At 53.1% G+C, this 23,740-nt stretch carries 24 protein-coding genes; all 24 read right to left on the bottom strand.

Features of this window, described 5'->3' with window-relative positions:
* Positions 1 to 76: 76 nt before the first annotated feature.
* The 24 genes from DWX59_RS05355 to DWX59_RS05470 all read right to left on the bottom strand — a co-directional run bounded on the left by DWX59_RS05355 (position 77) and on the right by DWX59_RS05470 (position 23,689).
* Positions 77 to 1,339 carry a PTS transporter subunit IIC gene (locus DWX59_RS05355; protein WP_117556753.1) on the bottom strand — a complete coding sequence of 421 codons (1,263 nt, stop codon included), beginning with the start codon at positions 1,337 to 1,339 and terminating at the stop codon, positions 77 to 79.
* Between the two features lie 23 nt (positions 1,340 to 1,362).
* Entirely contained in the window at positions 1,363 to 2,133 is a 771-nt protein-coding gene (locus DWX59_RS05360; protein ID WP_117556755.1) for an SDR family NAD(P)-dependent oxidoreductase, read from the bottom strand.
* A 47-nt stretch (positions 2,134 to 2,180) separates the two neighbouring features.
* Positions 2,181 to 2,471: a PTS sugar transporter subunit IIB gene (locus DWX59_RS05365; RefSeq protein ID WP_117556757.1), complete on the bottom strand. Its 291-nt coding sequence runs from the start codon at positions 2,469 to 2,471 to the stop codon at positions 2,181 to 2,183.
* Complete coding sequence (locus tag DWX59_RS05370) at positions 2,471 to 2,923, bottom strand: PTS sugar transporter subunit IIA (RefSeq protein WP_117556759.1); 453 nt, start codon at positions 2,921 to 2,923, stop codon at positions 2,471 to 2,473. Before DWX59_RS05370 ends, DWX59_RS05365 begins: the two co-directional genes overlap by 1 nt.
* Before the next feature lie 18 nt (positions 2,924 to 2,941).
* Complete coding sequence (deoC, locus tag DWX59_RS05375; RefSeq protein ID WP_117556760.1) at positions 2,942 to 3,610, bottom strand: deoxyribose-phosphate aldolase; 669 nt, start codon at positions 3,608 to 3,610, stop codon at positions 2,942 to 2,944.
* Between the two features lie 40 nt (positions 3,611 to 3,650).
* The gene (gene deoC / locus DWX59_RS05380) at positions 3,651 to 4,316 is read right to left on the bottom strand and encodes a deoxyribose-phosphate aldolase (protein ID WP_117556762.1); all 666 of its coding nucleotides are present in this window, start codon (positions 4,314 to 4,316) and stop codon (positions 3,651 to 3,653) included.
* Between the two features lie 315 nt (positions 4,317 to 4,631).
* Positions 4,632 to 5,984 (bottom strand): phosphoglucosamine mutase, encoded by a 1,353-nt coding sequence (glmM, locus tag DWX59_RS05385; RefSeq protein ID WP_117556764.1) that lies wholly within the window; start codon positions 5,982 to 5,984, stop codon positions 4,632 to 4,634.
* A 44-nt stretch (positions 5,985 to 6,028) separates the two neighbouring features.
* Positions 6,029 to 6,889, bottom strand: coding sequence for a dTDP-4-dehydrorhamnose reductase (gene rfbD / locus DWX59_RS05390; protein ID WP_117556766.1), 861 nt, complete (start codon positions 6,887 to 6,889; stop codon positions 6,029 to 6,031).
* 108 nt (positions 6,890 to 6,997) lie between these two features.
* On the bottom strand, positions 6,998 to 8,020 hold the full coding sequence (gene rfbB, locus DWX59_RS05395; RefSeq protein WP_117556768.1) for a dTDP-glucose 4,6-dehydratase: 1,023 nt from the start codon (positions 8,018 to 8,020) through the stop codon (positions 6,998 to 7,000).
* Positions 8,021 to 8,088: 68 nt separating this feature from the next.
* Positions 8,089 to 8,988 (bottom strand): glucose-1-phosphate thymidylyltransferase RfbA, encoded by a 900-nt coding sequence (rfbA, locus tag DWX59_RS05400; protein WP_117556770.1) that lies wholly within the window; start codon positions 8,986 to 8,988, stop codon positions 8,089 to 8,091.
* A gap of 403 nt (positions 8,989 to 9,391) precedes the next feature.
* Positions 9,392 to 10,096, bottom strand: a complete 705-nt coding sequence (locus tag DWX59_RS05405) for an N-acetylmannosamine-6-phosphate 2-epimerase (RefSeq protein ID WP_117556772.1) — start codon at positions 10,094 to 10,096, stop codon at positions 9,392 to 9,394.
* Positions 10,074 to 10,577, bottom strand: coding sequence for a NanQ anomerase/TabA/YiaL family protein (locus DWX59_RS05410; RefSeq protein WP_117556774.1), 504 nt, complete (start codon positions 10,575 to 10,577; stop codon positions 10,074 to 10,076). The genes DWX59_RS05405 and DWX59_RS05410 overlap by 23 nt, the downstream gene beginning before the upstream one ends.
* A gap of 1 nt (position 10,578) precedes the next feature.
* Positions 10,579 to 11,502: a dihydrodipicolinate synthase family protein gene (locus DWX59_RS05415; protein ID WP_117556776.1), complete on the bottom strand. Its 924-nt coding sequence runs from the start codon at positions 11,500 to 11,502 to the stop codon at positions 10,579 to 10,581.
* Complete coding sequence (locus DWX59_RS05420) at positions 11,492 to 12,628, bottom strand: Gfo/Idh/MocA family protein (protein WP_117556778.1); 1,137 nt, start codon at positions 12,626 to 12,628, stop codon at positions 11,492 to 11,494. The genes DWX59_RS05415 and DWX59_RS05420 overlap by 11 nt, the downstream gene beginning before the upstream one ends.
* A gap of 12 nt (positions 12,629 to 12,640) precedes the next feature.
* Positions 12,641 to 13,753 (bottom strand): Gfo/Idh/MocA family protein, encoded by a 1,113-nt coding sequence (locus DWX59_RS05425; RefSeq protein ID WP_117556780.1) that lies wholly within the window; start codon positions 13,751 to 13,753, stop codon positions 12,641 to 12,643.
* Positions 13,754 to 13,793: 40 nt separating this feature from the next.
* Entirely contained in the window at positions 13,794 to 14,624 is an 831-nt protein-coding gene (locus DWX59_RS05430; protein ID WP_117556782.1) for a carbohydrate ABC transporter permease, read from the bottom strand.
* Positions 14,621 to 15,502 (bottom strand): carbohydrate ABC transporter permease, encoded by an 882-nt coding sequence (locus tag DWX59_RS05435; protein WP_117556784.1) that lies wholly within the window; start codon positions 15,500 to 15,502, stop codon positions 14,621 to 14,623. Before DWX59_RS05435 ends, DWX59_RS05430 begins: the two co-directional genes overlap by 4 nt.
* Positions 15,503 to 15,547: 45 nt before the next feature.
* Positions 15,548 to 16,933 carry an ABC transporter substrate-binding protein gene (locus DWX59_RS05440; RefSeq protein WP_117556786.1) on the bottom strand — a complete coding sequence of 462 codons (1,386 nt, stop codon included), beginning with the start codon at positions 16,931 to 16,933 and terminating at the stop codon, positions 15,548 to 15,550.
* A gap of 223 nt (positions 16,934 to 17,156) precedes the next feature.
* Complete coding sequence (locus DWX59_RS05445; RefSeq protein ID WP_117556788.1) at positions 17,157 to 18,035, bottom strand: helix-turn-helix domain-containing protein; 879 nt, start codon at positions 18,033 to 18,035, stop codon at positions 17,157 to 17,159.
* 224 nt (positions 18,036 to 18,259) lie between these two features.
* Entirely contained in the window at positions 18,260 to 19,828 is a 1,569-nt protein-coding gene (locus DWX59_RS05450) for an ABC transporter substrate-binding protein (RefSeq protein ID WP_117556790.1), read from the bottom strand.
* Positions 19,829 to 19,848: 20 nt separating this feature from the next.
* On the bottom strand, positions 19,849 to 20,814 hold the full coding sequence (locus DWX59_RS05455; protein WP_148315191.1) for an ABC transporter ATP-binding protein: 966 nt from the start codon (positions 20,812 to 20,814) through the stop codon (positions 19,849 to 19,851).
* The gene (locus DWX59_RS05460) at positions 20,811 to 21,854 is read right to left on the bottom strand and encodes an ABC transporter ATP-binding protein (RefSeq protein ID WP_117556792.1); all 1,044 of its coding nucleotides are present in this window, start codon (positions 21,852 to 21,854) and stop codon (positions 20,811 to 20,813) included. The genes DWX59_RS05455 and DWX59_RS05460 overlap by 4 nt, the downstream gene beginning before the upstream one ends.
* 12 nt (positions 21,855 to 21,866) lie before the next feature.
* Entirely contained in the window at positions 21,867 to 22,748 is an 882-nt protein-coding gene (locus DWX59_RS05465; RefSeq protein WP_117556794.1) for an ABC transporter permease, read from the bottom strand.
* A gap of 11 nt (positions 22,749 to 22,759) precedes the next feature.
* On the bottom strand, positions 22,760 to 23,689 hold the full coding sequence (locus tag DWX59_RS05470; RefSeq protein WP_117556796.1) for an ABC transporter permease: 930 nt from the start codon (positions 23,687 to 23,689) through the stop codon (positions 22,760 to 22,762).
* Positions 23,690 to 23,740 lie beyond the last annotated feature (51 nt).

The raw sequence follows: 23,740 nt of genomic DNA on the forward strand, positions 1-23,740 counted from the left end.
CACTTCCTTGCATAAGCAGACAAGCCAGCACTCCATCCTGGAAATGGAATGCATGGCCTGTCAGACAGATATTCACTTAATGAAAGATTGACATCACTTTTGCAATCAGGTAACCAATCGTATTGAAATCCATTGCTTCATACGCTCCTCCGGTAGCCATAAGGTGTCCTGTCATGGGGAAGGTGAGCGCAACCGCAAACTGCAGGATGAATCCGGTGACAAGGGCACTGAAGATGCAGTTTTTAAGCCCTCCCCTTGCATTGGCATATACACCTACCAGGGCGCCCTCAAAGAAGTTTATCTGGACCCCGGGCACCACCACGGGTGAGAATCCGGTAAAGGCCATCACCAGTGTGGCCAGGATAGAACCCAGAAGGCTGAATATGAATCCCAGCATGACCGCGGTTCCCGCATACGGAAATACCGTTGGATAGTCAAGCCCAAGCACCGCATTGGGAAGAAGGGATTCCGCCACGCCTGAGAAGGCAGGTATCAGTTCCGCCAGCATCATGCGCACGCCGTAAAGGATAACCGCAATGCCTCCGCCAAAGGTCAGTGACTGGATGATTACATAGAGGATCCATGGCATCCCTGCTGCCAGTTCCCTGACAACCCCAGGACCGGCTATGAATGTAAAAATAAAATTCATCGCCAGCACAGCCATACAGGTGGCGATAATGCTGTCCTTCAGCCAGTTAAGGGAATTGGGGAATTCTATTTCCTCCGTTGATTTCCCGCCCTTCTTAAAGAGCCTTCCCGCCTCCCCCGCTATGACCAGTGCAACGGCACTGGGGACAAAGTTGGCATGCTCCGTGGTTACCGGCTTTAAGTAGTGGGCTGAAATCGTAGTGGCAATCCAGTAGTAAACCCCGGAAATCAGTCCGCCCACAAGAATCAGCGTGACACCGGTAAAACCGAAGCCTGCCATGATGCTTGCCATGAAGCCTGCCCAGAACAGCTGCAGATGGACTGTCATGGCCAGATTCTTCCATGGGGTGAATTTGGCCAACAGGATATTAATGATAAAACCAGTGATGAATATCAGGGCCGCCTCTGTCCCAAACCTGGCCATGGACTCGGAATACACCACCCAGTACAGGGGCAGTACCCCATCGACCCCCAGCCCTCTCTGTACAAGGGTTGTCAGCAGGGTGATAGGCGTCCCGATGATGGTTGTACCGGCGCTCAGGATCAGATACCCCATCATGGTCTTAACCGTTCCCATAACAATGTCACTGACGCTTTTCCTTAAAAATATCAATCCGATACATGCGATGATACCCAGCATGACCGTGGGATTGCCAAGTACATTGGTAATAAAATCAATTGCAAAATCCATAGTATCCCCCTCTCCATCTTCCCCTACAGTTTCCAGGCAGCCGTGGGCGTCTGTGTGGCCCAGATTCCTCCATCCAGTCCTATGGTCTGTCCTGTGATATAACCTGCCTGCCCCGAACAGAAGAAGCTTACCAGATCAAATGCGTCATCCGGCTCCCCAAACCTGCGCAGCGGTATCTGGCAAAGTTTACTCTCTGCACGGTTCTTAATCACGTCCTCCGCCATAGGCGTATTAAGCACGCCAGGCGCATAGCAGTTCACACGGATATGATAAGGCGCCAGCTCTGCGGCCCATACCCTGGTCAATACCATCATTCCGGCCTTGGCAGCTCCATAAGCCCCTGAACCGGTATTGGGGAAGGTTGCCAGTATGGAAGCCACATTGACGATATCCCCCCCGTCCCCCTTCATATAAGGCACACAGGCCCTGGTGCAGTACATGGGCCCCAGCAGGTTCACGCTGACCATGAGCTGGATATGTGCATCCGTGGAATCCTCTATCATGCCTTTGTGAAGCACGCCCGCATTGTTAATCAGGATGTCAATTTTACCAAACCTCGTTCCTATGTCCTCTATGGCCTGGTTCACCTGGGCGCTGTCGCTGACATCCACGGTATATGTCAGGAAACGCCCTTCATCCGGTTTCACCTCATCCGCCACAGCGGCCAGGTTGTCTCCATTCAGATCCAGTAGACATACGCTGGCGCCTTCCCTGTAGAACCGGATAGCCAGCTGTTTGCCGGCTCCCTGTCCTGCTCCTGTGACAATCACTACCTTATTATCAAATTTCCCCATTTCTGAATCCTTTCTTATATAAAAACTCCCCGGCTTCCTGCTGGTCCCTACTTAATCCTGTTTGCTTCGCAGTACTCCCTCAGTTTGTCCTTGATTTCCTGCTTATTCACAAAGCTGGTAAGCTGTATGACAGGTTTGTCAATATCCTGCACCAGATAGGCCAGTTCCTTGCCTATGAGCACCAGGTCCGCGGTGCGGGCCGCGCCCTTCCCCGTCGTGATATCGCTGACCTCCAGTTTTGCCTGTATCCCTAAGTCCTTTAAGGCTTTCTCAGCATTCATTTTCAGAATCACGCTGCTGCCCATTCCACATCCGCATATTGTAACGATATGTAACATTAATCCTCCACCTCCACATTATTGAATATCCCGGCAACCGCTGCCTTACTGCCGCAGGCCGTTATCCTGCCCAGCATGCTGTCATCCTCAAAAATAGTAGCGATTGCCTGTATGATTTTGAGGTGAAGATCGTCATTGCTCCCTGCCAGTCCAATCAGCAGACGCACCGGATCATTGCTCTCATTGCCAAAGGTTACGGGCCGGGATAATGTCATGATACTGATGCCGCTTTTTATGACGCCGTTGGTACTCCTTGCATGGGGCATGGCCAGTCCCGGGGCAACCACGATATAGGGTCCAAGGGTCTTGACGGTCTGTATCATGGCGTCCACATACTCCCTGGTCACATAACCGTTATTTACAAGTATGGTCCCTGATTTTTCCACCGCATCCTGCCAGTCTGCTGCAGACACATTCAATTCTATATCATCCAAACTTACCAGTTTCTGCATTCCCATTCCTCCGCCATCTTACAGGCCGCCAATGATTTCCTCTCCTGCACTGGCGCCTATCCTTGTAGCCCCTGCTTCAATCATGGCCAGGGTATCGGCAGTGGTGCGGATTCCACCGGCCGCCTTCACGCCTGTATCCGGCTTTACGCGGCTGCGTATGAGCCTTACATCCTCCACGGATGTGGAACGGGGCAGCATGGCTGAGAATCCGGTGGATGTCTTCACAATATCCACCCCATGCTTTTCAGCCAGTTCACATGCCTTGACAATCTGCCCCTCTGTCAGCAGCGGGGTTTCAATTATAAGCTTCACGATTGCCCCTTTGCCATGGCTTGCCTTAACCACACCTTCCAATTCCTCATCCACGATATCATATCGTTCAGACTTCAGGGCGGAAACATTCATGACCAGGTCAATCTCCTGCGCCCCCTTATTAAGGGCGTCCTCCGTCTCATGGATTTTCACATCCGGCCAGTCAAATCCCAGCGGGAAACTGATGACGGTGCATACCTTTGTATCGGAGCCCTCCAGGACCTGGGCTGCCGTCTCAATCATATTGGGCAGTATGCAGACACTTGCAAAATGATTCTCCTTAGCCTTTTCGCAGAAGCCGGCAACATACTCATGGGTCATGCCTGGTTTCAATGTGGTCTGGTCAATATAACGTGCCAATTCATTTCTGTTCATTATTCCATCCTCCTTGTGGCTCAATCCAATCAATCCCAAATCAATCATTAAAGCTGTCTACAATTTTAAATGCCGAACTGGTGGCAATCCGCTCCGCTCCCGCCCGGATCATGGCTGCCGCATCTTCCCGGGTCCTCACGCCGCCGGAAGTCATTACCTTGATTGCGTCATGATAATGGTCCTTAATAAGCTTTACCTGGTCCGTGGTGGTGACGAAACCGAATCCGGTATTGGTCTTCAGATAAGGAATCCCCAGTTCAATGGCCATCTCAGCCGCCCTTAGCTGTTCATCCACGGTCAGAAGGCTGGCAAAATATATCATTTTCATGATCTTGCCTTCCATCATGTCCACAAATGGTTTCAGTTCCTCCTTCACGTATTCGTAGCGGCCTGATTTAAATGCGCTGACATCCATGGAGATATCCAGTTCGTCCGCCCCGTCCTTAAGTGCCTTCCTGGCCTGATAAAGCTTTGCTTCATGGGTCATCCCTCCCAGCGGATAGGAAATGACGCTGACCAGCTGCTTGCCTGCCTGGTGAAGGATTTCTGCGTTTCCCCTGATAAAAAACGGCTCTGTCAGCGTGGTGGCAAAGTCATAATCCAGGGTCTTCCTTACGAACTCCTCCACCTGCCCCAGGGTAGGCGCCGGCGTAGCCCCCAGAGAAGCATCAATCATCCGTTCCACATCGTTTCTTGTTACATCCATGCCCTTATTCCTCCTTTAAAATAGTGTTTCTTTCCGCCTTCATTCTAAGGTCATGGACAGTGGAAGTCAATTTGAAATACCCCCTCCTAGTTGTGGAACTTTTATAATTATTTAGCAAAATTCAGTGATTATTTTGTTAGATTTTATCACTATTTTTACCAATAATCTACATTTATTTGGTTGAAACCGTAAAATGGATTGCACGCAAAAAGGCTGCCGTATCCTGACGATCACAGCAGCCTTCCATCCTTCAACTTTTAATTTGCATTTTTCAATCCTGTCCACAGGTCATGTCAGGAAGGTTCCTTCCATCCCTTATACGCAGTGTCCCTGCTTCTTCATCACATCAATCACCTGGTCCACGAACCGGCCGCAGGTATCCAGGTCCGGCGCTTCCACCATGACGCGCACCACGGGCTCGGTGCCGGACTGGCGCAGGAGGATGCGTCCATCAGTCCCCAGGCTTTCAGCCACTTTTGCCACCTCTGCCTGGACCGCCTCATCGTCCTGGGCCTGCTTTTTATCCTTGACCCGCACGTTCTTAAGTACCTGAGGATAGATATCAACCTCTGATGCCAGCTTCTCCAGGGTCTGCTTTTTCTCCAGCACCACTTCCATCACCTTTAAGGAGGTAAGGATACCGTCCCCTGTGGTTGCGTGCTTGCTGAAGATGATATGGCCCGACTGTTCGCCGCCCAGGCAGTTGCCGGTAGCAGCCATGTTCTCATACACGTACTTGTCGCCCACAGCCGTCTTTTCATAGGCAATGCCTTCTCTTTCAAATGCTTTGTAAAGCCCGAAATTGGACATGATGGTGGTGACCACGGTGTTGTTGAACAGGGTTCCCTGCTCCTTCATGTATTTGCCGCAGATGTACATGATGACATCGCCATCCACTACATTGCCCTTCCCGTCCACGGCAATGCAGCGGTCCGCATCGCCGTCATAGGCAAAGCCCAGGTCGCATCCCTGCTCCACCACGAAGTTCTGCAGATACCTGATATGGGTGGAACCGCAGTCCGTATTGATGTTCAGGCCGTTGGGGTCGTTGTTCATCACATGGGTCTCCGCGCCCAGGGCATCAAACACATTCTTGGCAATGGCGGACGCGCTGCCGTTGGCACAGTCCAGGGCCACCTTCATGTTCTTAAAGGAACGGGTTGCAATGGAAATCAGATAACCGATGTAGCGGTTGCGCCCGGCCGCAAAGTCCACGGTGCGGCCTATGTTCTCTTTTCTTGCCAGGGGGATTTCGCCGATTTCCCCATCCAGGTATTTTTCAATCTCCAGGATAACGGATTCTTCCAGCTTCTCGCCTCTTTCATTGATTACCTTGATACCGTTGTCATAGAATGGATTATGGCTTGCGGATATCATGATCCCGCAGTTAAACCCTTCCGTGCGTACCACATAGGATACGCTGGGGGTGGTGGTCACATGGAGCAGGTACACATCGGCGCCGGAAGCAGTAAGGCCTGCAACCAGGGAATACTCGAACATGTAGCTGCTGCGCCTGGTATCCTTCCCAATCACCACACGGCACCTCTCGTCCGGCGCCTTCTGCCCATAGTACCATCCAAGGAAACGCCCCACTTTATAGGCGTGTTCCACAGTCAGATCCACATTGGCCTCTCCGCGGAAACCATCCGTACCAAAATATTTACCCATTGTCTCTTAATTCCTCCCTGTCTCTAATTACGCTGCAGAAGCTGTCACATCATACCATTTTCTTTGAGGACCTTCAGATACCGGCCCAGGGCGTCCTGCCATGCAGGCATCCTGTCAAACCCGTTCGCAGTCAGTTTATCCTTGCTCATCCTGCTGTTCAGCGGACGTTTTGCCTTTGCCGGGAAACAGGATGAGTCCACCGGCGTTACCTTTACCTCATCCATGCCTGCCTGGCGGAAAATCTCACATGCAAATTCATACCAGCTGCACAGGCCTTCATTGGTTGCATGATAACGGCCGTATTTATCCGTCTGGATCATATCAACCAGCAGGCGGGCCAGGTCATAGGTGTAGGTGGGGGAACCAATCTGGTCGTCAACAACGCTTACCGCCCCCTTTTCTTTTCCAAGGCGCAGCATGGTCTTTATGAAGTTCCCGCCGTTCACGCCAAATACCCAGGCAATCCTGACTATGAAGTATTTGCTTACATTCTGCTCCACGCTGATTTCACCCTCATACTTGGTCAGGCCGTAAACGTTGAGGGGTTCCCTGTGGTCGTCCGGTTCCCAGGGACGTCCGCCGCCGCCATTGAACACATAATCCGTGCTGATGTACATCATCTTGATGTCCAGCGCCTTACATACCTTGGCGATATTGCGTGTCCCTTCCGCATTGACCTTACGGCACAGCTCCAGGTTATCTTCAGCAGCATCTACTGCAGTATATGCTGCGCAGTGGATAACTGCGTCAGGTTTTGCACCGGTAATTACACGTTCGCAGGCTTCCTTGTCAGTGATATCCATCTCTTCCACGTCCACGCCAAATCCTTCTATGCCGCGGCCGGCAAGTTCATTCATCACATCATGGCCCAGCTGGCCTTTAACACCTGTTACAAGAACCTTCATAATTACATTCCCTCCATTCTTAATAATGGCCGGCAGGGAACGTAAGCGCCCCTGTTAATCCATCCGGGCATCCTCGTCCTCTGTCAGCCATCTCTGTAAATTTACTGGTTACAGGCGGTTTCCATACATTTTATCGAAATAACTGCTGTACTCGCCGCTCAGGATATTCTTCCACCATTCCTGGTTATCCAGATACCACTGAATGGTCTGCTGGATTCCTGAATCGAAATTATAGTTTGGCTTCCAGCCCAGCTCTGTCTCTATCTTAGTCGGGTCAATGGCATAACGCATATCGTGGCCCGGACGGTCTGTCACAAATTTTATCAGGCTCTCCGGCTTGTCAAGGGCCCTTAAGATGGTCCTGACCACTTCCAGGTTGGTGCGCTCATTATGCCCGCCAATATTGTATACTTCCCCTTCACGTCCCTTGTGGATCACAAGGTCGATGGCCTCGCAGTGGTCCGCCACATGGAGCCAGTCACGCACGTTCTCCCCGGTGCCGTATACGGGCAGTTCCTCGTCTGCCAGGGCGCGGCTGATGATTAGCGGGATCAGCTTTTCCGGAAAATGATAAGGACCATAGTTATTGGAGCAGCGTGAAACAGTTACCGGCAGTCCGTAGGTCCTGTAATAGGAGAGCACGAACAGGTCGGCGCTGGCTTTGGAGGAAGAATACGGGCTTGATGTGTGAAGGGGCGTTTCCTCGGTAAAGAACAGGTCCGGCCTGTCCAGAGGAAGGTCTCCGTACACCTCATCCGTGGACACCTGATGGTAACGCTTAATGCCGTATGTGCGGCATGCGTCCAACAGGGTGGTGGTTCCCATCACATTGGTCCTGACAAAGCTTTCCGGGTCAGTGATGGAACGGTCCACATGGCTTTCTGCTGCAAAGTTAACAATCACATCCGGCTTTTCTGTCTCAAACAGGTCAAAAATAAACTTCCTGTCCGCGATATCGCCTTTGACAAACTTATAATTCGGCTTGTCCTCCACCGGCTTTAAGTTCTCCAGGTTGCCTGCGTAGGTCAGCAGGTCAAGGTTGATGATCTGGTAATCCGGGTATTTGTTCACCATATGGTGTACAAAGTTGCTTCCAATAAAACCGGCGCCGCCGGTAACAATGATTTTCATCTGATATTTCCTCCTCACTTGCTATGGCACTTACATCCATGGACCGGATGGAACCACCATCTGCCCATTCAAATATCCTGCGGATGGATCTTATCCACATATTTTCCATCCAGGACATCCTTTAAATATTTGCCATACTGGTTCTTTTTAAGCACCTCGTAGGTTTCCATTACCTGTTCCCTGGTAATCCAGCCCCTGAGATACCCGATTTCCTCCAGGCAGGCAATCTTGCGGTGCTGGTGGGTCTCCACGGTCTTGACAAAGTTGGTGGCCTCCACCAGGGATTCATGGGTTCCCGTATCCAGCCATGTAAAGCCCTGGCCCAGAAGGATCACATCCAGTTCCCCATTCTCCAGGTAAATACGGTTCAGGTCCGTTATCTCCAGCTCACCTCTTGCTGAAGGCTTCAGGTTCCTGGCATACTCCACCACCCGGTTGTCATAGAAATAAAGTCCGGTCACACAGTAATTGGACTTTGGCTTCTCCGGCTTTTCCTCAATTGAAACAGCCTTTCCATCCTGGTCAAACTCCACAATGCCAAACCGCTCCGGATCGTCCACATAGTAGCCAAACACAGTGGCGCCCGTCTCTTTGGAGGCCGCTGCCCTCAGGCGCTTGGCCAGCCCCTGTCCATGGAAAATGTTGTCGCCCAGCACCATGGCCACTGAATCCGTTCCAATAAACTCCTCACCAATGATGAATGCCTGGGCCAGGCCGTCCGGGCTTGGCTGTACGGCATAACCCAGATTAATCCCAAACTGGTGCCCGTCTCCCAAAAGCGCCTCAAACCTGGGCGTATCGTCCGGTGTTGATATGATCAGTATATCCCTGATACCTGCATTCATCAGCACGGACAGCGGGTAATATATCATCGGCTTATCATAAATTGGAAGCAGCTGCTTTGATGTCACCTTCGTCAACGGATACAGGCGTGTCCCGCTTCCTCCGGCAAGTATGATTCCTTTCATTCTTCCTCCTTCGCTATGGACACTTAGGGACCCTAGGGTGTGTCATACCAGGTCCCATACGTTCGGTGCATTTCATCCCTGTGCCCATACCTTGTACGCTCTCATTTTTCTTTGTCCAATATACCATACTATCTCCATTTTTTCAAATAAACTGACAAATATTTCGTTATTATTCAGGAAGACTTAATATAATGCCCTCCTCACCATTCCAGGCAGAAGGGCATTTGGAAGGTATGGCAACTCATTTCCAATGGATTATACACCAGTTTGCCCGGCTCTGCAATTTTATTTGCAGGCGCACGGAATTAAAACGGGCAGGCGGCAGGACGGCCAGGAATAAACGGAAGGCCGTCATGCCCAATAAGAGCACGCCGGCCTTCCCGCTTATCTGTCTCCCAATCCATCATGCATCCCGATTATCTATGGCCCTCATGAACCGCTGCGCGATTTCCAAGGGCCTGGTAATTGCCCCGCCCACGATTACGGCCCAGACCCCCATGTCCAGCATATACACCGCCTCTTCAGGCGTATGCACCCGGCCCTCTCCAATGACAGGTATGGGAAGGTCCCCTGCCAGCCGTCCTGCCAGTTCAAAATCAGGCCCGTCCAGCTTAGGTGTATAATCCGTGTAGCCGCTCATGGTGGTGCTTACCAGGTCAACGCCGTTTTTCCAGGCATCCATTCCCTCTTCATAATTGGATATGTCGGCCATCAGGATCTGGTCCGGGTACTTTTCCCTGACCTGGCGGATATATTCCGCGGCCGTAAGGCCGTCCCCCCGCTTCCTGTCCGTGCAGTCCATTGCAATGATATCCGCTCCTGCTTCCACAAGGGCGTCCACCTCCTTCATGGTTGGGGTGATGTATCCCTCATAACCTTCATACACCTGCTTTATGAGTCCGATGACCGGAAGTCCTGTCTCCTTCTTGATTCCCGTCACATCCCTGACCGAGTTGGCCCGTATCATGGGACTTCCCGACTGTCCGGCGGCCCTGGCCATGTAAGGCATCAGGGAGCGCTCCGGGTCATAGAGGGGTTCTCCGGGCAATGCCTGGCAGGAAATGATAAGCTTTCCTTTTATCCGGTCAAATAATCCTGTCTTGTCCATTTTCGTCCTTTCCTTTCAGGCAGCAGGAGTCCTTCTGCTCCCAGGCCACCTTGACTACGCATTTTCTGATTGCCTGCGGCCGTGCCTTTAAACCTCCCGGCGCATGGGCCTCGCACGGCATGCAGATGATGAAACGGCCCGGTCCCATGGTGCAGGAGGCGTCCGCTTTGGCCCGCACTGCCTGGAAATCCGGACTGTACTCCCCTGCAGGCGTCACCTGGTCCAGTGCCGTCCCTATGACCTCGCACCCATCCAGGTCTATCTGGATATCCATGTAAGCCCGGTGTATCTCGTAACTGTCTTCTGTAAGCTCATGGGTCACTGCGTCCATTATCTGCAGATATACCCTATCCCCGTCTATTTCTGTTTTTCCCGTGGGAAGGGTATTCAGGTCCGTATCCATGAGAAAACGGATGGCTGTGTCCAGATTCGGGCAGATTCCCCTGTATCTTCCTATATTTTCCAGCAAATCATATATCATGTCAGCAGTACTTCTCCTTTGCCGCTTCTATCATGGCTGCCGCCTCCCCTGCAATGGCCCTGTCCCTGTCATCCAGGTCCGTCAGCGGTTTCCTTACGCCGCCGATGTCGATTCCCCTGCTGATGCGCAGTACTTCTTTTATCATGCCGTACATGTTTCCCCTGCCGGAACAAAGCTTATATATGATTTCATTTACATCATACTGGATTGCCTTTGCTTCCTTGTACCTACCCTCCATGGCCAGTGTGTAAATCCGTCCCGCCAGCTCCGGCATGGCCCCGTAGGTGCCGCCGATGCCGGCGTCCGCTCCCATGGCCAGGCCCGACACCAGCTGCTCATCCGGACCGTTAAATACAATGAAGTCATCCCGGGTCCCCATGGCCTCTGCCTTAAACATCTGGATGTCCTGGACCGGCATGGAGGAATTCTTGACCCCGGCCACCTGCGGGTTTAAAAGCATGGTCTTAAGCAGGCTCATGGTCAGGGCCGTGCCTGCCAGCTGAGGGATGTTATAGATGATGAAATCCGTATCCGGCGCAGCGGCTGATATGTCATTCCAGTATCCTGCCACTGAGTACTCTGGCAATTTGAAGTAAATGGGCGGTATGGCCGCAATGGCGTCTACTCCCAGCTTGGCTGCATGGGCCGCCAGTTCCTGGCTGTCCTTTGTATTATTGCAGGCCACATGGGCAATCACGGTCAGACGGCCGGCCCCTTCTTCCATCACCGCCTCCAGGGTCTTTTTCCTGTCCTCCACGGACTGGTAGATGCACTCCCCCGAGGAACCGCCCACATACACGCCCTTTACGCCCTGCTCCACAAAATACCGGGTCAGCCGTCTTGCCGCGTCCCTGCTGACCGCCCCATCCCCATCGTAACACGCGTAAAATGCCGGGATGACCCCTCTGTATTTATCAAGCTTCATCTTTGTTACCTCCCTGTGTTCCCATGATTTCAGATAATTTCACCTTTCTGTCCTCAAACCGCGACCTGGTGCAGGCATCGGCGGTGGCAATGGCATTCCTGGCAGCTTCCCCGGTCAGCAGGGGCTTAAACTCTTCATCCGGCTGCGCCCCATGCATGATCCCGTTGAAGTACTGCATTTCATCATACATGATGCTGTGCAGCCACATGGGAGGCTTTTTCCCCGGTTTTCCGTACATGATGGCCCCATCCATTTCCGTCCCATGGTAAATCCTGGTGCGGTCATCGTCCTCCTCCCGGGTCTTGTGTATAAGGAAATGCTCCTCTTTGTCACCCTTTTTCAGCGTCCCGCCGCAGTTGAACATATCCAGGCGGATGGCGCCCTCTGTTCCCTGTATCAGCACATAGTGCTCGGGCCAGTGGAAAGCAGAGCCATACTCCAGGATGGCATACCGGTTGTCCGGGTATTCCATGGTAATGAACAGCATGTCATCCTCGTCCCCGAACTTTTCCCCCTGGTGGGCCACGTTACCCCCTGCCATGGTCACTGACTGGGGACAGCCTCCCATCAGGAACTGGATGCAGTCCAGTTCATGGATATGATGGTACAGATGGCCGCCTGACTTGGAGCGGATTTTCTTCCAGCTTACCGAGGGCTGGATATCCTCCCATCCATTTCTGGCGGAATGGCAGTACAGCACCCTGCCGATCACGCCGTCGTTAATCATCTTCTTTGCCGTGCGCACGCCGTGGAAAAAGTTCATTACATGGCCTGCCATAAAGGTAACATGGTGATTGACACATGCCTCCACCATTTCCACGCAGTCCTTAAAGGAAAGGGCAATGGGTTTTTCACAGAACACATGGACCCCATGCTCCGCTGCCTTGATGACCGGTTCCTTGTGAAGGTAATTGGGCGAGGCCACAATCACCGCATCCACATCCTCCCGGCTGTATAATGCGTCCAGATCCGTCTCCACCTCACAGCCCAGTTCCTCCGCCACACTCCCGGCATTTTCCGGGTCATATACAGCCACCACCCTGGCGCCTTCCTGTTCCTTCATGATGCGGGCCAGCTCCGCCCCGAAATATCCTGTTCCAACCACTGCATATCCAATTGTTTTCATGAATGTTCTCCTTTATTGTTCAATGATTTCACTCAGTCTTACTTTCCTGTCCTCATTCAGGGACAAGGTACAGGCGTCCGCGGTTGCAATGGAATTCCTGGCCGCCTCACCGGTGAGAAGGGGAAGGAACTCCTCTGTCACCTTGGCGCCGTGAAGCACTGCATTAAGGAACTCCATCTCCTCATCCATGATTCCCTGAAGCCACAGGAAGGGCTTTCTTCCCGGACGTCCGAACTGATTGCCGTTATCCGCCTGGGTCTCCCTGTATATCCTGGTCCTGTCCTCATCCTCTTCCTTTGTCCGGTGCACCAGGAAATGCTCCTCCCTGTCCCCGGCCTTAAGGGTCATGCCGCAGCTGCACATATCTATTTTAATGGCGCCCTTGGTTCCCTGGACCAGCAGGTAGTGTTCCTGCCACCGGAACGCGGAGCCATACTCCAAGAGCGCGTACCTGTTCCCCGGATACTCCATGGTGATGAACAGCATATCATCCTCATCCCCATAGGCGTCCCCCCTGTGGGCCGCATTGCCCCCAGCCATGGTCACGGTGTCCGGGCAGCCGCCCATAAGGAACTGCACACAGTCCAGTTCGTGGATGTGGTGGTACAGGTGCCCGCCTGATTTGGAGCGGGTCTTTTTCCAGGTCTCGGATGCCCCTGTGCCCTCCCAGGCATTGCGCGCCCCATGGCAGTACAGGATATCCCCGATTGCGCCCTGCCCAATCAGTTCTTTTGCCCTGCGCACTCCCCTGAAAAAGTTCATCACATGCCCTGCCATGAAAATCACATGGTTATCCTGGCAGGCCCTGACCATTTCCCTGCAGTCGCCGTAAGAAAGCGCAATGGGCTTTTCACAGAACACGTTCAGGCCATGTGCGGCAGCCGCAAGCACCGGTTCCTTATGGAGGTAATTAGGGGTTGCCACAATCACGGCCTGGATATCCTTCCTGGACACCAGGGCCTTTAGGCTCCCCTCTGCGTCACAGCCCAATTCCGCAGCCACCGCGGCCCCGTTTTCAGGGTCATGGACCGCCCGGATGACAGCCCCCGGCTTTGTATTCATGATGCGCGCCAGCTCCGCCCCGAAATAACCTGAGCCAACCACACCGTATCCAATCATTTCCATATATCCACCTCTTTCCTAGTTTAACAGATCCGGCCGCCCATCATGATTTAACCGCGCCGTCGGACATCCCGCCTGCAATCTTATTCTGTATCAGGCAGAAGAAAATAACGGACGGAAGCACCACCAGGGCCGATGCGGCCATCATATCGCCCCAGTCCAGGATCTCGGCGCCGTCTAAGGAGCGCAGGGCCACGGCCACGGTCATCTTGCTGGTATTGTTCATCAATATCAATGCGTACAGGAACTCATTCCATGTGTTGATAAAGGTATAAATGGCAGTTGCCACCACCCCGGGCGCCACCAGGGGAAGCACCACCTGGATAAAGGTCTGCATCTTGTTGGCTCCGTCAATCCTGGCAGCCTCCTCAATCTCCACCGGCACGGTCCTGAAAAACCCGGTGAGAAGCCACACAGCGTAAGGCACGGAGAATGACAGATATACGATGATCAGGCCAATCCTGGTATTAATCAGGCCCAGCTTTCCCATGACCACGGAATAGGGAATGGCCAGCAGGATGGGAGGGAAAATATAGGTGGTCACCAGCACCTTGGACATGGCGGAGCCAAGTTTCTTAAAGAACCGGACAATGCCGTACGCTGCCAGGGACGCCACGGTAATGGCAATCAGGGTGGTCACCAGGGAGATGATGACACTGTTCTTTATATTGACAAAGAATTTCAGGTCATTGATTACATGGGTATAGTAGTCAAGGGTCCATGTCCTTGGCCAGAAGGCCGTCGGACTGCCCGTCAGCTCCCCCTTGCCCTTTACGGACGAAATCAAGATCCACACCAGCGGGAAAATGGACACAAAGGTAAGAAGGATCAGATATATATGGCTGATAACAGAACCTGTCTTGATTTTTTTCATTTGCTGTCCTCCCTTTCCCACTTATTAATTACCGCAAAATAAATGCCGCATATGACCATCAGGAATATGAATAACAGGACCGTTACCGCTGAGGAACGCCCAATCAGCTTGGTGCTCCAGCCCATGTTGTAGGCGTACAGGGGAATGGTCTGGGTGGTTCCCGCCGGCCCGCCTCCTGTAATCAGGTAAATCAGGTCAAAGTTATTGAATATCCACACGGTCCTTAAGACCACCAGCAGTCCCACCACCATCTTGATATGGGGCACGGTCACATAGTAAAATGACTGCCACGGCCTTGCGCCGTCTATCTGCGCCGCCTCATACTGGTCCTTTGGCACTGTCTCCAGCGCCGAGAGGACATTTACCATGATCATGGGCGCGCCGAACCATATGTTAATCATCACCAGGGTGATGAAGGCCATGGTGCCGCTGGTAAGGAACTGGGGCGCCGTCTCACAGATGCCCAGCTTTATCAGCACATTGGGCAGGAACCCATATACCCCGTTGAGGATCCATTTCCATGAAAATGCAATGACAATGGAGGGAAAGGCCCAGGGAATGATTAACAGCGTCTTATAAACGCCTTTGCAGACCTTGATCCGCTTTAATGCCAGGGCCGCTGTAAATCCCACCGCAATCTGTCCGATGAGGGACAGCACCGTCCATTTCAGGGAGTTAAAGAACGCAATCCAGAACCCGGTATCCTTAAGCACCTCCGCGTAATTCTTAAAGCCTATGAATTTAAACACGGGCTTAATCAGGTTTTTATTTGTAAAGCTGTACACAATGCTGGAACAGATGGGATATATGAACAATGCAATAACTATGATGATTGCGGGAAGCACGAACATCCACCTTGTATAATTTTTCTTCCCCAAGTTTTCCTCCTCCTTTTCAATGTAAAGCCCTTCCGGGACAGCTGCTTACTCAGCTGTTTCAAATAATGCATTCAGTTTGTCTTGCGCCGCCTTGGCAGCCGTCCGCACATCCGTGCCATTGGTAATGATATCCTGGAACATTTCCTCAATCACATGGTTATTCTGCATGATTCCCGCCTGTACGTTGGGTCCGTGCTCATATCCGAACGCGGTCCCGATGTCGGCAGCCGCTGTCAGCACTTCTTCTGCGTGGGCAAACTGTTTGATGGTCTCATCATCCTTATAGGCATCCGTATCCGCAATCCCCTTGATGGCAGGAAGCATCCCCACCGGTGTTGCGTGAAGGAATTCCACATAGGTATCCTCTTCGTACAGTGTCTTCATGAACGCCTTGCATATCTCAGGATGTTTGGACGCCTTCCATACCACCATCGGGGTATTGGTGGTCATGATACCCTCTGTCCCATCATCTGCATGAATCTTGGGAACCGGATAGCAGTCCACGTACTGGAGCAGGTCCGGTGAATTGGCTGCAACGCCTGAAATCTGGAACCCTGAGTTAAAGTCAAAAGCTGTTTTGCCCTGGTAGTAAAGGGTGGCCTGGTCCAGCACGTCAAAGTTAATGGAATCCTTTGGCGAGCAGTCATTGTACACCTTGACCCAGTAGTTGATGCCGTCAATGGCAAGGTCGCTGGTCAGGTCAGCCTTCAGGTCATCGGTCAGCAGGCTGCCGCCGCCGCTCCTCACATAGAAGTCCAGGAAAAATGTTGCCTGGAAATCATTGGTCCCGCAGGGGAAGGACAGACCGTACACCCCGTCCTTGGTAAGGGTCTTGGCGGCCTCATAAAGCTCATCCCAGGTCTCAGGCACCTCAAGGCCGTTCTGTTCCAGAAGGTCCTTCCTGATCCACATTACATGGGCATGTCTGTAAAGGGGGACGGAATAATTATTGCCGTCCATGGTGCCCTCTGCAATGGCTGTCTCCGCAAACTTATCCCTGCCGATATCATCAATCAGGTCATTGATTGGGGCCAGGGCGTCCACGTTGATCATCTCAGCCACCTGGGCCGGCAGGGCCGTGCTCATGTCCGGTACATTTCCCGATGCAAGGCCCGTGGTCCATTTTGTATAAAAGTCATTCCAGGAAAATGTCTCAATGTTGATCTTCACATCCGGATTCTCGGCCATGAACTTGTCGGCCGCCTTCTGGATGGTCTCCAGGCGCGGGCCCTGTGTAAACGAATGCCAGAAGGTAATCTCCCCGGAAAGTTCCCCGTCAGCCACCGTATCCTGTGCAGACGCCTGTCCCGCCGCTTCCTTTCCCGTGGTCTCCTTGGAACCAGGAGCCTCTGTCCCGGAACCCCCGCATCCGGCCAATGCCGCCGCTGACAGCGCTGCTGCAAGAATAAGGCTTACGTAACGTTTTTTCATATCTCTTCTCCTTTTTTTGTATTCGTCAACTTGCTGTTTCTAATGGTATTATATTCATTTTATTTATGCATTTCAACATGCTAGGCAACTTATCATAGCACAAAACGACTATATCTTTATTTTTTTGTCTTGTTTTGGATTCGGATAGGGAATGGCAGATGACAATAAAATAAAGGCCCTGGCTTTGTACGTCAGGACCTCGGTCATATCGTATACAGTTCATTCATTCCTGGGACATTTTCCTGTACTGATTAGGCGTCATCCCAAATGCCTGCCGGAACACCCGGGTAAAGTGATTGGCGTCCTCAAATCCCACGTCGTGGGCAATGCAGTTCACCGGGTCGTTGGAGACAAGGAGAAGCCGGGCCGCCGTTGTCAGACGGACCTGGCGGATGAATTCAGTAACGGTTTTCCCGGTGGCTTCCTTGAACAGGCGGCGGAACGTGGTCTGGGCCACTTCAGCCATGCCGCTGAGTTTGGCGGAGGTGTATTCCTCCGTGGGATTCAGCATGATATAATCAATCACGGTCTGGATTCTTGGGTCGGTCTGGATTGTGGACTTTTTCACACGCTTGCGGATCTGCTCCAGATTATATTCCAGGCCGTTGATTTCCGCCTTCACATCATCCGGCTCGTCCGAATTAAGGATGTCGATGAGACTTGCAATCAGGCTGTCCAGGGCGCCGCGCACATGGAATACCTTGGACTTCTTATCCGTGCGCACCCATTTAAAGATACCGCTGAAATATTGTCCGATTTCCTCCCCCACATCCATTACCAGGGGGAAATTATAGTATTCCCTGAGGAAGTTGGCCCCCTCATAAAATACGGAGGTGGTAAAGCGGATGCTGTAAAAGGAAAACGTATCCTCCAGGGCCCGGCAGGAAAGCCGGCATCCCTCGGGTATGTAAGAAACCTGGCCCTTTTTCACGATTACGCTCTCATCATCCACCATAAACTCGGCGCTGCCGTCAATTACATAGCGCAGCATGTTATAGGGTATGGCACTTTCCGGATAAATCCAGGTCCTTCCAAAGGAATATTTGTCAATGTAAAGAAAGTTAAAACGGATTGTATTCATAAATGATGACAGAGACTGCATACCCTTCCCCCTCTCCAATCAATGGTCCCAAGTCCTTTTCCCCAGCCGGTGCCTTCCTAAAATGATTTTAACACAAAGGAGCATGGATGAACATCCTGACTCAGGGGAAATATCCAAAAAAAGGACACAGCAGCTGTTTTCCCTGCTGTGTCCTCTCCTGGCCGGATAACACCTAGTACTCCATCCGGCCAGTAACTACAGTGACCGGATGGATCCTTAGGCTTTTAATTCCAGGAAAACCCGGACCAGTCATAACTTTCCATTGCCGGACAGACCGTACAGTTCAGATCTTTGTTATAGGCAATATTGGAAACCATATAGAACAGGTTAATCCTGGGTACATCCTCCGCCTCAATCTTCAGCGCCTCGGTAATCAGTTCCAGGCGCTTTGCACCGTCATCCGTGTTGGCCTGTTCCTCCACTATCCTGTCGTACTCAGGATTGGAATAAAAGGTCATGTTGGAATCCGGGATATTGTCCGTTGACAGGGTTCCCAGAAGGAAGGTGGAATCCAGGGTCATGCTTACATTGCCCACGGTGTAGCATCCCAGCTTGCCTGCCTTGATATCGGACAGCAGGGCCGCGCGCTCCATGACCTGTATCTCAGCGTCCACGCCGATTTCCTTCCACTGGCTCTGCACAATGCTTGCAATCTTCTTGGTGTAATCTTCCCTTACATAGATGGTGGTCTTAAATCCGTCCGGATATCCGGCCTCTGCCAAAAGCGCCCTGGCGCCTTCCACGTCATACTTGGGCGTGTCAATGGCGTCCGCTCCCGGATTGGGGGCTGTCTGGTCTGTGAGGATGATTTCCGCGGGCATCCCGGCCCCGTCCATTGCACCGGCTATGATATCGTCGCGTTTCACAGCCATTGCCAGGGCTTTCCTTACCTTCACATCGTCAAACGGTTCCACGTTCACATTAAACGCAAGGTTCCAGATGGCTGTCCCATTGGTCTCCTGGTAGCCCAGCTTGTCATTGGATTGCACCGCCATCACATCCAGGCCGCCGATGTTGTAAACCAGGTCCACGTCACCGCTCTCCAGGGCAACCATGGCAGTGGTGGCTTCCTTCAGGACACGCAGCTCAATGTGCTTGATGGCCGGCGCGCCCCTGTAGTAATCCTCGTTGGATTCAAGAATGATCTTGCTGCCCTTCTGCCACTCCACCAGCTTATACGGGCCGGTCCCGCATGGCTTTGCCGCATAGTTCTCATCCCCCACGGATTCCACGTACGCCTTGGATACAATGGCGCTGTTGGTCTGGGTCAGGTACTGGAGGGCTGCCAGCTCCTTATACTTAAGGTTTACCTTTACCGTGCTCCCGTCCACTGCTTCGGCACTGTCCATGAAGGATGTGTATAGCTCGGACTGCGGCTTGTCAATGGCCCGGTTCAGGGAAAATGCCACGTCCTCTGCCGTCAGGCCGGACCCGTCCTGGAACTTCACGCCCTCCTGCAGATGGAAGGTAATGGACATACCGTCATCCGACACTTCCCAGGTCTCGGCCAGCCCGGGCACCACATTGCCATCCGGATCCCTGCGCACCAGCGGGTCATGCAGGTTTAAGATGATCATGCCGCCAATGGAATCAGCTGCCAGCTGGGGGTCCAGGGTTGTGGGTTCATTGGTCAGGGCAATGGTCAGGGAATCCTTTGCTTCACCTGCGCCGCCTCCCTGCGCGCTCCCGGAAGCCGCAGGCGCATCCCCTGACTTCTGTCCGCCGCCGCAGCCGGTAAGGGCCAGGGCCAGCACTGCCGCTGCAACCAAACAGTTCAACATTCTCTTTTTCATAGCTTCTCCTCCTTATTGTATCATATAAGATTACAGGCAGCATAATGGCCTGGGCTTACCTCCCTGAGCGGTATCTGACCGCCCCGGCACGCGTCCGCCGCATGGGGGCACCTGGCCGCGAAGCGGCACCCCGGCTCCGGGTCAATGGGACTTGTCACTTCTCCCCGTATCACTGCTTTCTTCTTTCCCCTGAGGGAAATGTCCGGAACCTGGATGGCGTCTAAAAGCGCCTTTGTGTACGGGTGTAGCGGATTATCAAACAGCTCCTTGGAACCGCACCGCTCCACACACTGTCCCAGGTACATGACAGCTATCTCATCGGATATGTGGCGCACCACGGACAGGTCATGGGTGATGAACATGTAGGTCAGCCCCATATCATCCTGAAGGTCCATGAGCAGGTTCAGTATCTGCGCCTGGATGGACACGTCCAGGGCGGATACCGGCTCATCGCAGACAATGAATTTGGGATTCACGGAAAGGGCCCTGGCAACGCCGATCCTCTGGCGCCTTCCGCCGTCCAGTTCATGGGGATACGCATTCTCCAGACGGGCCGCCAGCCCCACGGTCTCCATCAGTTCCTTGACCCGTTCCTTTAGCTGGTTCCTGTTCTTCATGACCTTGTTGACCACCAGGGGCTCCGCAATCAGCTCGCTTACGGTCATGCGCGGATTCAGGCTGGAGTACGGGTCCTGGAAAATGATCTGCATTTCCCTGCGCAGCTGCCTGAGCTGATGTGGATTGTATGTAAGAATGTCCTTGCCGTTATATAGGATTTTCCCTTCCGTGGCAGGCGTCAGCCTGAGGATGGTCCTGCCCAGCGTGGATTTGCCGCACCCGGATTCCCCTACCACTCCCAGGGTCTTCCTTGGCTGGATGGTCAGGTTCACATCATCTACCGCATGGAGCAGGCCGGAACCCGTGTCAAAATACTTTTTCAGATGGACGGTTTCTATCAGCGGCAATTCCTGATTCATCTGGTTCATACGCGTCCGACCTCCTCTCCTGCAGATTCCGCAATACCCGCGCCTTCTGCTTTGCTGCCCGGTTCCCCGTCTCCCACATACAGATGGCAGGCGATCTCATGGGTGCCGTGCCTGTAAACCTGCGGCAGGCTCTGCCTGCATACTTCCATGCAGTGGGGGCACCTGGTATGGAACTTACATCCCCTGGGCAGGTTGGTGGGGTCCGGCATCAGGCCCGCAATCGGGTTCAGACGTTTGGCGTCCCCGGTCGTGCTGGGTATGGAACCGAACAGTCCCTGGGTGTACGGATGATGTTCCTTGCCGGTAAATATATCTTCTATGGAGCCGTGCTCCACAATCTCCCCTGCGTACATGATGGCCACGCGGTCACAGGTCTGGGCAACCACGCCCAGGTCATGGGTAATCAGCAGCATGGAGGTGCCGAACCGTTCCTTTAACTCTTCCATCATCCCCAGGACCTGGGCCTGGATTGTCACATCCAGCGCAGTGGTGGGTTCGTCCGCAATGAGAAGCCTGGGATTGCAGGCCAATGCCATGGCAATGACCACCCTCTGCTTCATGCCGCCGGAAAATTCATGGGGATAACATGTCTTCCTGGCAGCGGGAATGCCCACCAGTTCCAGCATTTCCTCTACCTTTTTCCCCATCTCCGCCCTGCAAAGCCCATTGTGGTTATGGAACTGAAGCACCTCCTGTATCTGGTCCTCCACCGTAAGCACCGGGTTCAGGCTGGTCATGGGGTCCTGGAATATCATGGCTATCTTCTCTCCCCGCACACCCAGCATTTCACTTTCCTTCAGATTCAGCAGGTTTTCACCCTCAAACAGGATCTGCCCCTGCCCCACCTTCCCAATCCGGTCCGGCAGGAGGCGCATGACGGCCAGCGCGGTGGTGGTCTTTCCTGCGCCTGTCTCGCCAACCAGCCCAAGGGTCTCCTTTGTGTTCACATTCAGGCTGATGCGGTTTACTGCATGGACCGTTTCTTCGTCTGTCTGGTATACTATTTCCAAATCTTTGATTTCCAATAATGCATCCGTCATGGCTGTCCTCCCTTAATTCTTAAGCTTCGGATCCAGGGCATCCCTTAATCCGTCGCCTAAAAGATTGAGCGCCAGGGAGGTCAGGATGATTGCCAGCCCCGGGAACAAGGTAATATACGGGGAATACCGCATGAAATCCCTTCCCTCGGCCAGCATGGAGCCCCACTCAGGAAGAGGAGGCTGCACGCCCATTCCGATAAAACTCATACCGGCAGCTGTCAGTATCATCCTGCCCACGCCCATGGTAGCCTGGATGATGATGGGCCCCATTGCATTGGGCAGGATATGCTTTACAATGATGTAGGAATCCCTGGCCCCGCTGGCTATGGCAGATTCTATGTAATCCTGGTCAATGACGGTCAGGATGGACGAGCGGATGACCCTTGTAAACGGCGGGATCCTGGCAATGGTCACTGCAATCAGCAGGTTGGTCATGCTTGGCCCCAGGGAAGCCACGATGGCCATGGCTAAAAGCTCGCCGGGGATTGCCAGGAATGTATCCAGCACGCGCATGATGGCATTGTCAATGCGGCCACCGTAATATCCGGCAATGGAACCCAGTATCCCGCTGATGCACACGCTGCCCACCGTGGCAGCCAGGCCGATGATGATGGAAATCCTGGCCCCATGCACCACCCTCGCGAAGATATCCCGCCCATAGGCATCCGTGCCAAACCAGTGGTCCGGGCTGGGCGCCTTCAGCCGGTTGGCCACATCCTGGGCAATGACCTGGGTGTCATAATCGCAAATGACATCCGCGAACACGGCCAGCAGTACCATGACTGAAAATATGCCAAGCCCCAGCATGGCCGCCTTATTCTTTTTAAACCTTCTCCAGATTTCCCTGGCCGGGCTGTTTCGCTTAACAGCCGCGTTCTTATCTCTTTCACTCATATCTTCGGCCCTCACTTACTGTATCTTGAACGGATACGCGGATCAATGAACGCGTACAGCAGATCCACGATCAGCATAATGATACAAAACAGGGCGGCCAGCATCAGTACGGCAGCCATAACCTGAGGCGTATCCTTGCTCCGGATGGCATCAATGGCAAGGGTTCCCACCCCCGGCATGGCGAATACGGATTCCGTGATCACGGAACCGCCAAGCAATGCCCCAAAATGCATGCCCGCCACCGTGATGACCGGCAGAAGCGCGTTCTTTAAGGCGTGCTTCCATATAACCACCATACTGGACGCGCCCTTTGCCCTTGCGGTGCGGATATAGTCCTGCCTTATGACCTCCAGCATGGTGGAGCGGGTCAGGCGGAGGATTTCCGCCGCCCCCGGCAGGGCCAGGGTCACAATGGGAAGGATGAAGCTCTTCATCGTATCCGCCCCATTGGAGGGCAGCCATCCCAGCTTCAGCGCGAACAGAAGGATGGACAGAAGACCCAGCCAGAAGGCGGGTATGGATGAGAAGAACATGGCCGTGACCGAGTTAATCACATCCAGCGCCGAATACTGCTTAACCGCGGACAGGATACCAAGGGGAACCCCGATTGCAACCGACAGCAGCATGGCGCCGGCGGCCAGCTTCATGGTGGTGGGGAATCTGGAGAATATCTCAGTAAACACAGGGGTCCTTGTCCGGTAGGACAGGCCGAAATTGCCGTGGACCGCATTCCACACATAATCCACATAGCGCAGCCAGAACGGCTTGTCCAGTCCCAGTTCCCGGGTCAGCTCCTGTCTTGCGGACAGGGGGGCGTTGTCTCCCAGGACAAGGGAAGCCACATCCCCCGGAATCATATTCATGATAGTAAAGATAATAAAGCTTACCCCCAACAAAATGGGTATCAGCAGCAATAAACGTTTTATAACATACTTTCCCATACAGGCTTCCTCTTTTTCACTGGCTGCAGCGGCCCTTAAGGCATGGCTGTC

The organism is Enterocloster aldenensis (assembly GCF_003434055.1).
GTDB lineage: Bacteria > Bacillota > Clostridia > Lachnospirales > Lachnospiraceae > Enterocloster > Enterocloster aldenensis.

Coding starts and splice junctions, on each gene's coding strand:
- DWX59_RS05355 (WP_117556753.1), bottom strand. CDS start 1,339: ATGGATTTTGCAATTGATTTTATTACCAATGTACTTGGCAATCCCACG.
- DWX59_RS05360 (WP_117556755.1), bottom strand. CDS start 2,133: ATGGGGAAATTTGATAATAAGGTAGTGATTGTCACAGGAGCAGGACAG.
- DWX59_RS05365 (WP_117556757.1), bottom strand. CDS start 2,471: ATGTTACATATCGTTACAATATGCGGATGTGGAATGGGCAGCAGCGTG.
- DWX59_RS05370 (WP_117556759.1), bottom strand. CDS start 2,923: ATGCAGAAACTGGTAAGTTTGGATGATATAGAATTGAATGTGTCTGCA.
- deoC (WP_117556760.1), bottom strand. CDS start 3,610: ATGAACAGAAATGAATTGGCACGTTATATTGACCAGACCACATTGAAA.
- deoC (WP_117556762.1), bottom strand. CDS start 4,316: ATGGATGTAACAAGAAACGATGTGGAACGGATGATTGATGCTTCTCTG.
- glmM (WP_117556764.1), bottom strand. CDS start 5,984: ATGGGTAAATATTTTGGTACGGATGGTTTCCGCGGAGAGGCCAATGTG.
- rfbD (WP_117556766.1), bottom strand. CDS start 6,889: ATGAAGGTTCTTGTAACAGGTGTTAAAGGCCAGCTGGGCCATGATGTG.
- rfbB (WP_117556768.1), bottom strand. CDS start 8,020: ATGAAAATCATTGTTACCGGCGGCGCCGGTTTTATTGGAAGCAACTTT.
- rfbA (WP_117556770.1), bottom strand. CDS start 8,988: ATGAAAGGAATCATACTTGCCGGAGGAAGCGGGACACGCCTGTATCCG.
- DWX59_RS05405 (WP_117556772.1), bottom strand. CDS start 10,096: ATGGACAAGACAGGATTATTTGACCGGATAAAAGGAAAGCTTATCATT.
- DWX59_RS05410 (WP_117556774.1), bottom strand. CDS start 10,577: ATGATATATGATTTGCTGGAAAATATAGGAAGATACAGGGGAATCTGC.
- DWX59_RS05415 (WP_117556776.1), bottom strand. CDS start 11,502: ATGAAGCTTGATAAATACAGAGGGGTCATCCCGGCATTTTACGCGTGT.
- DWX59_RS05420 (WP_117556778.1), bottom strand. CDS start 12,628: ATGAAAACAATTGGATATGCAGTGGTTGGAACAGGATATTTCGGGGCG.
- DWX59_RS05425 (WP_117556780.1), bottom strand. CDS start 13,753: ATGGAAATGATTGGATACGGTGTGGTTGGCTCAGGTTATTTCGGGGCG.
- DWX59_RS05430 (WP_117556782.1), bottom strand. CDS start 14,624: ATGAAAAAAATCAAGACAGGTTCTGTTATCAGCCATATATATCTGATC.
- DWX59_RS05440 (WP_117556786.1), bottom strand. CDS start 16,933: ATGAAAAAACGTTACGTAAGCCTTATTCTTGCAGCAGCGCTGTCAGCG.
- DWX59_RS05445 (WP_117556788.1), bottom strand. CDS start 18,035: ATGCAGTCTCTGTCATCATTTATGAATACAATCCGTTTTAACTTTCTT.
- DWX59_RS05450 (WP_117556790.1), bottom strand. CDS start 19,828: ATGAAAAAGAGAATGTTGAACTGTTTGGTTGCAGCGGCAGTGCTGGCC.
- DWX59_RS05455 (WP_148315191.1), bottom strand. CDS start 20,814: ATGAACCAGATGAATCAGGAATTGCCGCTGATAGAAACCGTCCATCTG.
- DWX59_RS05460 (WP_117556792.1), bottom strand. CDS start 21,854: ATGACGGATGCATTATTGGAAATCAAAGATTTGGAAATAGTATACCAG.
- DWX59_RS05465 (WP_117556794.1), bottom strand. CDS start 22,748: ATGAGTGAAAGAGATAAGAACGCGGCTGTTAAGCGAAACAGCCCGGCC.
- DWX59_RS05470 (WP_117556796.1), bottom strand. CDS start 23,689: ATGGGAAAGTATGTTATAAAACGTTTATTGCTGCTGATACCCATTTTG.